Origin of the sequence: Acinetobacter sp. YH01024, assembly GCF_013420195.1 — a bacterium.
Classification (GTDB): Bacteria; Pseudomonadota; Gammaproteobacteria; order Pseudomonadales; family Moraxellaceae; genus Acinetobacter; species Acinetobacter amyesii.
Genome location: NZ_VOYQ01000071.1, coordinates 1 through 8,628, shown reverse-complemented (window position 1 = coordinate 8,628; position 8,628 = coordinate 1). Strand labels below are relative to the sequence as shown.

Below are 8,628 nucleotides of genomic sequence, written 5' to 3'. Positions count from 1 at the left end.
TGACACGTTATTCAATAATATATAGGATTTAAACTTAAATGATGATTTCAAAGGTTAGGGCAACATTCCCCTTCGATCGAGATCGTCATTTTTTAATTTACTGTTATAGTGAAATTAAAATAAAAAGAGCACTTCATTGTCAGGTAAATCAAGATGATGAGTGCTTTTTTTATGTCTATGATATGTACCAATCTTAAATGGAAACAGATATTTCGCATAAGAGATTTTATGTTAAATAGAAAGTTAGTCAGGTTTACTGTGAAAAGCAGACAATAAACCTGACGTAAAGAGTTTGTGAATTATTTAAGTAAAGTGTCTTTAAACATAGGTGTTAAAAGCTTATTCCCATATTCACTTAGGTGATCTCCATCACGATAAATAGGTCTATTCTTGTATGTGGAAATACATTCATTATTTTTACATAATATTTTAGATGCATCTAAAACTTCCACATTACATTTATTGGCACTTCTATTAATAATTTTTCGTATTTCTTCTGATCGACTCAAATAGCTATCATATGAAATTGATGTTTTTTCATTTCTTCCATAAAAAGAATTTTTAATAATCTTTTGTGGAGCATTAAAACCTAGTTCTGGGATAGGTTGAATAATATAAATTGGATTGTTTGTGGCAATCTTACATAAAGTTTGCTCTAAGTTTTTTTCAAATGCAGCCAATCTATTTTTTTGAGAAACTTTGGGATTATTTTCAAAATAAATTAATGGCTTAGATCCTTCAGGTGGTATGCGGTCAGGATCATTCTCTCCTATTAAATAGCTTGGATATCTTCCTGCTAAAATAATAGGAATATTTTTGTATTTTTGAGATTGAATTAATAATAATCGTTTTTTATTAATTTCAGGACAAATGCTTTGTTTATCATAATATTGTAAATTTAAAATTAAAGGACATGACGATGTAGATAAAGAAAGGACTCCTTCTGATTTTAAATCAAAAATAGAAGATAGCGATGTTGTTAATGAGTCAGCATGACTATCACCTATAATAATAGCTTTAATATTAGACGATTTCCCTATAACACATTCATAGAAATCTTGCTGATCACATTTATAAGGATTTGAATTACGTTTTTCTTTTTCAGCAATTTGAGCTGTTTTTGAAAGTCGTGAAGCTATTCCATCAGTTGTTTTTATAGTATAACCACAGGCTAAAATAACTAAAAATATATAAAAAGGTCTAACTTTATATATTTCTTTCCATGATGAATATCGTGGGAAATTAATCTTTTCAATGAATTGATAACTTAAGAATCCAAGTAAGATGGAGAGTGGAATGCCGTATACCCACCAATTTTCAAATGCAAAGTAGAATCCAAAAACGACTAAAGGCCAATGCCATACATAGATCGAATAAGACCATTTTCCGACATAGTTAAAAACTATGTTATTGATGATGAAATTATTTTGGAAGTTACTTACGATAATTAAATATGCACCAAAGACAGGTATTATTGCCATATAACCAGGCCATAATGTATCTTTTGACATTAGGAAATATGAAGCAACAATAAGTACAATACCTAATGATTGAATTGTAATTTGTTTTATCTTACTTTTAACTGACCAAGGATATAAAAACGCCAACCCACCGAGTAACATCTCCCATGCTCGGCTTGTAAGTAAGAAGTAAGCAGTCTTACTGTCTTTGTAAGTTGCATAAATACAGTAAATAAAACTCGCTAGAAATAATCCTATAACAACACGTTTTAGATTTGTAAAACTGAAATATTTTTTTAGAATGACAATGAGAATTGGGAAGAAGATATAAAATTGCCATTCAACAGATAGTGACCATGTATGTAGTAACCACTTTGTATGCTCTGCTGTATCAAAATAACCACCACCTTTTGCAAATAAAAGATTTGATATAAATAAAGAACTTTTCTCAACTTGTCGCCCTAAGTCACGATAGTCACTAGGGATTAAATAGAACCAACCAAATACGAGTAAAACAGCTGACATTGCAGCTAATACAGGGATGATTCTATTTGCTCTGGCGTTATAAAATTTGAATAAATTAAAGGTCTTTTTTTCCACGCCACTAAAAATAATCGATGTCATTAAAAAGCCAGAAATAACAAAGAAAACATCAACCCCAGCAAATCCACCTGGTAGCGATTGTGGATTAAAGTGAAAAATAACTACAGCAAGAACAGCAATTGCTCGTAATCCGTTTATATCGTATCTAAATTGCATAGAAAAAGTGCAGTAAATCAGTAAATTGGCATATTCTATAACTTAATGAAATTGAAATCAGAATTAATTATTAATTTTAAGTTTTCCTAAAATTAACATAATACACGTTATGCGAAAGGCCCTATTTACGGGCCTTTTAATCATCTGATTAACATAAAATCTCTTATGCGAAATTTAAGAAAAAGCTTTAGCATTTTTTTCTGTCTCTTCTTAATCGTTGATCTTTAGGCTTTTGCTTATTTCGTTTATTCAAATAAATCTGATCTGCATTTCGACAAGCCACTTCAAAATCTTTCATACTCCAAGCCTTCTTGGCAGTGAAGCGTACATAGTGTAAGTTTTTTGGAAAATACATTTGATTCAGCTTCTTCTGCTCGGGATTTCGGGCATTTAATATCGATCTCATTTTAGCCTGTAACGTGCCAATTTGATGACGTGTACCATGAAAATTCCCCTTAGAACTCAATCTAAAAGTGGCTTCTTTCAAACGATCAGCCTGTTCAGTCGAAATGAAATCAATTTTTTTATTCAACTCCCGCGTTGCCGACTTCATAAATTCTTGCGATAGATACCAGGTAAAACGGATTTTCTTCTGAGAATATCGTTGAAAAAACTCCAAATGCTTTTTACGAACCCCGCGTAATGCACGAGTTAGCTCTTTCAACCGCTCGTTATAGCTCACGTCATCGTTAAATTTAATTCCAAACCGTTGTAGTAAAAATGCACTCACGGATGCCTGATTCCAACGGGTATGTTCATTTTCTAAAAAAGCAAAGCCAAAAATACGCTGAATACTGGAAAAACGCCTGACATCAGAGGCATCAAAAGGCTTAAACACCCGATAAACCAGATCTTGGTTACTATCAATAGTTTTTACACGCTTGGCATGAACATTAAAAATAACGCCAAAGCGTTCAGGATGGTAATAAACCCGAGAAAATTGTGGCTTAAGATCACTAAACTCAATGTATTGTCCCAGTACATAATCCCCATAGCGCAACAGTTTTTCTTTTTTCGTGGTCAAAAGACTATTCAACTTTTGCTTCTGTACCATGCTCGAATTTTTGGCGAGTATTTCTTTTAGCGTCAGCTTACTTCTTCGCGCTTCTCTGTAGCCTGTTGTAAATAACCAAAACTGGAATACCTCACTTTTGGCTGGATCATAATTGATGACCAGACTCCATACTGGTTCCCCGTAGTCCGATTTTTTCTTACGCTCAGATTCAGTCAGATCGAGGCCATACTCCAAAATTAACTTTGGAAGCACATGATGGAACTTTGAAAAAGGCACAGTATCAGAAAACCAAAACTTAGCACTTCCATTCGAAATGCATTGCATAAGACTGAGAAGACAGTCCGTTTTCGTTGTTGTGTAGTAGATCATTATCTAATCAAAATATGCCTTTTATGCGGAAAGCATAAAAGTTTATCTTTGATTAAAAAAGAACAAAAAACAAGATTTTTATAAAATAGTTTTTTTTTGATCAATGATGGTTTTTCTGTAAATAAGAGTTCCATAAATCGAGCGTCAGCACATGCAGATATCAATTTCAAAATTGGTTTTCACCAATTTGATTAATCACCATAGAACGCTCTTATTTGCGATTTAAGCTTCTTTTATTTTTAAATTACCTATCACTATAAAAACCTGTAAACAGAGCTAAAAACGCAAAATATGACGATTTACAATAGTTTTTAGCGAGTGTCTACGAGCGACACAAAGAAAAGTCGCGCCTAGACTCTCTGAAAAACATTCTTTTAAAAATGAAAACTTAGAACAATAAGAAATTAGATGCAGATCTTTAAACTTAGATCGAGCGAAGCGAGCATAAAAAATTTATGAGCGAAGCGAATTCCGAGTTGCTTTTGCTTTTTATTAAATTCCAGATTGGTATTAGCCAAAAAATTGCCCCAACGAACTGAGCTTTAGCGAAGTTCAATAGAGTTTGAGCGTAGCGAAAACCAAGGGCAATTTTTCATTCTTCCCTTTTTAATATATTTTAAATCTTTTAAATCTTTTCAGTTGTCTCTGTGCCTTATATAGCAAAGGTTTCAGCGTTTAAATATGACGGATTGACTACTAACTATGACGGATTGACTACTAACTATGACGGATTGACTACTTAACTATGACGGATTGACTACCAACTATGACAAGTATATATTTGTCATATATTAGAAAAATCAATGGTTTTGTTTTGAATAAAAATCACGTTGTAAAATCAAATCAAGTAATAGAAGCATCGTATCAATTAAGTGCCGTAGAGCAACGAATTGTCTTAGCTGCCATTTCACGGATTCCCAAAAATCAGCTTATTACAGATGATGAGTTATACCCTGTTAGCGTCGATGAATTAAAACAATTGGGCGTACATGAGAAAACTGCATACAGAGATTTAAAGGAAGGTATTAATAGACTCTATGAGAGGTCTATTAATCTCAGTATTGATGATAAATCTATAAAAATGAGATGGGTGCAAGAAATCCAATTTTTAGATAGTCAAAGTGTCATTGGAATCCGTTTTTCAAAACCCATTCTGCCATTCATTTCCAATCTAAGTAGAGAATTCACCAAATATGCCTTATCAGACATTGCTGGGATCAATAGTGGATACGGTATTCGTATCTATGAACTACTGGTTCAATATCGGCAAATAGGTAAGCGTGAAATTTCTGTTGAGAGTTTACGGACAATGTTAGAACTCGGTAAAAAGTACCCATTATTCGCTGATTTCAAGAAACGAGTAATTGACACTGCTATAGACCAAATCAATGAATACAGCCCTCTAAAAGTCACTTATGAGCAGAAAAAAACAGGGCGTAAAGTCACTCATATTATCTTTTCTTTTAAAGAAAAATCTAAATCCATAACACATACCTCGAAAGATTTTTATCAGCTATCTGATGCTCAAATTAATCTATTCGGGAATCAATTATCACGTTTACATGAGCTTTCCCATTTAGCCTCAGAAGGTGAAAGTTATGAGATTTTAGCTGCTAAAATTAAGGATATGCTTAGAAACCCTCACCAACAACAGCAGTTTTTGCCACACTTAAAGAACTTAGGGTTTAAAGCTTGAGTGTATTGAAGAATACACTTATTGTATTCTTCAATACGTATCCTAAATACACAGCAATACACTATGAAAACAAGTACAAAATACAGTGTTAGTGATGCAGCCACACTGTATAAGAAATCTCGTGCTACACTTTATAAAGATATAAAAAATGGGGTGTTAAGTCGTGATCATGATGGCTCTATCGACTTCTCTGAGTTACTCCGCGTTTACGGTGAACCTTTTAGTGGAAAACACTCAAAACACACTGATACGTCTCCAACACAAACTATAAATACACCTGAATACACAGACAATACAGTTATTGAACTAAAGAATCAGATCGATTTTCTAAAGAAACAGTTAGAAAAAGCAGAAGATCGCGAAGCTAAAGCAAATTCTCGTATCGATACATTACTTACCCTAATTGAAATGAAGCCAACTCAGGTTCATCCCACACCAACTTCAGCTCAATCTAGTCCATCTCAAGTAGAATCTACATTGAATGTATATAACGACAAACATGACGGATTGACTACTCCAGATCAAAAAGAAAATAAGCGGATTCCAGTACCGGAGCACATTGAACAGGAACCGGAAAAAAGAGGCTTTTGGAGCCGTTTTTTTAGACCCTATGATTAACCACGATTGTTTAACTGATATGAACAAAGTTGTGGAACATTGATCAAAGAATAGGCGTGGAACGTGAAAAATCATAAAAAAAGCCCGAACAGGGATGCTCGGGCTATAAACTAGAAACTACAGCGTTGAATTATAAGGATAATTATACAGCTGTTATTCCCAAGTAGAAATGTCCTACCAGCATTTCGTATAAGGTGTATTATGTTAATTTGAGAAAAAGTTAAGTATGTAGAAAATATATAAAGAAAATAGTTCTAATCTTAGATTAGTGCTTTGGAATGTATAAAATAGAAAAAATTGTGTTAGAAGGAAGGCATTGCTTATCTTAAAGGTATAGATATTTTTTCTCCTACTGCACACATGAGAAAAGGCTCTTGATTATCTAAAACAAATCCTATCTATACTAGAAAATTTTAAGAAAACTTTTCCTTCCATTAGTCTTATTTATAATGACTATTAAATGAAGTAAAACGAAAAAGGTCCATGTCTAGTATGGGCTTTATAAGCCATATTATTTTAGTATTAACTCAAATAATTTTATAAATTTAACTTTATTAATATAGAGAGAAATATGTATATAGAAGCTTTTTCAGTTGAAGAAATAGACGAAATCTTTGATTCAAACTATTCAGAAGAACCGAGCAATAATTTATTGGTGCTATCAGATGACCACCTTATTGGTCAAATCCAAGCTGCTCGAGAGTTTTTGGAAGAGTTTCCAGATAAAAAATATAAAATATTAGTTCCATGTAAATCCATGTTAAGTGAAGAGTTTCCAGATAGAGAGATCATGCTGAGTCTAGCGTGTATGATAGATGTCGTTTGTGAATTGGAATTTGATCAAAACACTGGCGATTTCAAAGGAATTTCTGAAGATTATTTTGACCTTGGTATTTGTACTTTATATATCGATAGAATTATTCCATTTGCAAGTATGTTAAATAATTCTAGATACATTGAACAAACACTTGAATTGGATCAAAATTTTATTGTTTATGTTGATCCTTATGAACCAGCCGAGAGTAATAATCTTGGATTGTATATAAAATATCATTGTGAGGAATACACAACTAATTTAAAAAGATACTTTAGACTAGACAGCATATTTAATAAAATTTTCTATATTAATCAACAATTAATTCAACTATAGTATTTGGTTAATTGAGATCATTCCTGCCTCTCTATAAGAGAGTTTTTGAACAAATTCAAAGTTAACTATTAAGAAATCCCTATAAATTTATAGGGATTTCTTACTTTTAGACCTGTTAATCAAAAGTTGTTGCATTACATGAAGAGCAATACCAATATCCTGGACGCTTTTCATGCATAGTCCAGTTTCCACAGCTAGGACATTTTTTTCCTCTAGCCATATATATCGGTGAAATCTTCTTAATAAACATTTTATGCCCCTCAAATCTTTTTAATTGTAGGCTTTACAGTTAGAAACCTACATATATACTAATCTAAACTATATAGAGGGTGAATTAAATGTCTGAAAGTAAAAAAGATTCAGAATATTTTAGTATGGACGATGAACTTTTTGATCTCAAGCATGGAGATGCTAAGGACAAATCAGTAGCAGCGCTAAAGATGTTTGGTAAGGGGCTATTTAATACCTCTAAATTTCTTGTTACTAAAGCAATTCCAGAGATAACAAAAGCTGCTGCTCAACAAAATATCAATAGAAGTAATGATCTACTTAAAGATTCTTCAATTGATAATGAACGTAGACAGAAATTAGAAGATATCAATCAGAAGAGTAAAGATGCTCTAGCCAATGCGAATGAAAAATTGGCAAAAAATAAATAATTTTTGATATTCTAAAGTTTAATATTTATACAAAATGAGGGTTAACATGTTTATTTATCTAAATCGTTATGCAACCTGTAATTATTGCGGTGGTCCTTGTAATGGTCCAGGCGAAAGTTGCCCGAATTGTGACTAATAAAAATATTCAAAGATAGGTGCAGACTTGTACCTATCTCTAAACTAATAAATATAAATTTTAAAATACTTTTTTTTATAAAATAAATTTTTTAAATCTTTTCTCTAAACGCCCATTTCTAAGATTTTTTAGTTATATAACCCAGTATAGGAACCCCATTTAACATAATAGAGGTTATACGAAATACTTTTTAAAATATCCTTGTTTTTCAATAACTTAAAAATTATCACTCACCCCAAAAAACAGCAAAAAACCGACTTGGAAACAAGTCGGTTTCTTTTTAAGCAATTTTGATACTTCTTGCCAATAAAATTGATTAATATTTAATCAATTTGTCATTTTTCTCTGCGTTATCAAGACAGCGCTGGCTTAAATTATCCCCAATTTCTGCGGACAACTCTTGGGATAAAAATCCACCAATTTTGTACGCCTGAGCGCACATGAATTTAAGGATTTTGCGGATATTCATAACCCCTTGTATTCAATATCATGAAGTCATAAGAGAACAGGACGTTCCGCAGAATAAAAATAAATAATCGCACAAGGATCGGCGGCAAGACAGGAGTTATGCCAAGCGAACCAATACGAAAAAGCCCGACAGGATGTCGGGCTTTTTTATATCTATATTTTTCTTAAAATTGACACGTTATTCAATAATATATAGGATTTAAACTTAAATGATGATTTCAAAGGTTAGGGCAACATTCCCCTTCGATCGAGATCGTCATTTTTTAATTTACTGTTATAGTGAAATTAAAATAAAAAG

6 protein-coding genes are annotated in these 8,628 nt (G+C 32.3%); 4 read left to right on the top strand and 2 right to left on the bottom strand.

The genetic code is table 11. The features are described from left to right. Positions 1–299: 299 nt before the first annotated feature. Positions 300–2,219, bottom strand: coding sequence for an acyltransferase family protein (locus FTT88_RS16340; RefSeq protein ID WP_180067017.1), 1,920 nt, complete (start codon positions 2,217–2,219; stop codon positions 300–302). A gap of 187 nt (positions 2,220–2,406) precedes the next feature. Next, positions 2,407–3,558: a hypothetical protein gene (locus FTT88_RS16335; RefSeq protein ID WP_180174112.1), complete on the bottom strand. Its 1,152-nt coding sequence runs from the start codon at positions 3,556–3,558 to the stop codon at positions 2,407–2,409. An 811-nt stretch (positions 3,559–4,369) separates the two neighbouring features. On the opposite strand from FTT88_RS16335, the gene repM reads away from it, so the two are divergent. The 4 genes from repM (at position 4,370) to FTT88_RS16315 (ending at position 7,726) form a co-directional block, all read left to right on the top strand. Beyond that, positions 4,370–5,299 carry a replication initiation protein RepM gene (gene repM / locus FTT88_RS16330; protein ID WP_179993430.1) on the top strand — a complete coding sequence of 310 codons (930 nt, stop codon included), beginning with the start codon at positions 4,370–4,372 and terminating at the stop codon, positions 5,297–5,299. 63 nt (positions 5,300–5,362) lie between these two features. After that, positions 5,363–5,917: a plasmid replication DNA-binding protein gene (locus FTT88_RS16325; RefSeq protein WP_180174111.1), complete on the top strand. Its 555-nt coding sequence runs from the start codon at positions 5,363–5,365 to the stop codon at positions 5,915–5,917. 571 nt (positions 5,918–6,488) lie between these two features. Then, complete coding sequence (locus FTT88_RS16320) at positions 6,489–7,067, top strand: hypothetical protein (RefSeq protein WP_180174110.1); 579 nt, start codon at positions 6,489–6,491, stop codon at positions 7,065–7,067. Positions 7,068–7,405: 338 nt separating this feature from the next. Next, positions 7,406–7,726, top strand: coding sequence for a hypothetical protein (locus FTT88_RS16315; protein ID WP_180174109.1), 321 nt, complete (start codon positions 7,406–7,408; stop codon positions 7,724–7,726). Positions 7,727–8,628 lie beyond the last annotated feature (902 nt).

Coding starts and splice junctions, on each gene's coding strand:
- FTT88_RS16335 (WP_180174112.1), bottom strand. CDS start 3,558: ATGCAATGCATTTCGAATGGAAGTGCTAAGTTTTGGTTTTCTGATACT.
- FTT88_RS16325 (WP_180174111.1), top strand. CDS start 5,363: ATGAAAACAAGTACAAAATACAGTGTTAGTGATGCAGCCACACTGTAT.
- FTT88_RS16340 (WP_180067017.1), bottom strand. CDS start 2,219: ATGCAATTTAGATACGATATAAACGGATTACGAGCAATTGCTGTTCTT.
- repM (WP_179993430.1), top strand. CDS start 4,370: ATGACAAGTATATATTTGTCATATATTAGAAAAATCAATGGTTTTGTT.
- FTT88_RS16315 (WP_180174109.1), top strand. CDS start 7,406: ATGTCTGAAAGTAAAAAAGATTCAGAATATTTTAGTATGGACGATGAA.
- FTT88_RS16320 (WP_180174110.1), top strand. CDS start 6,489: ATGTATATAGAAGCTTTTTCAGTTGAAGAAATAGACGAAATCTTTGAT.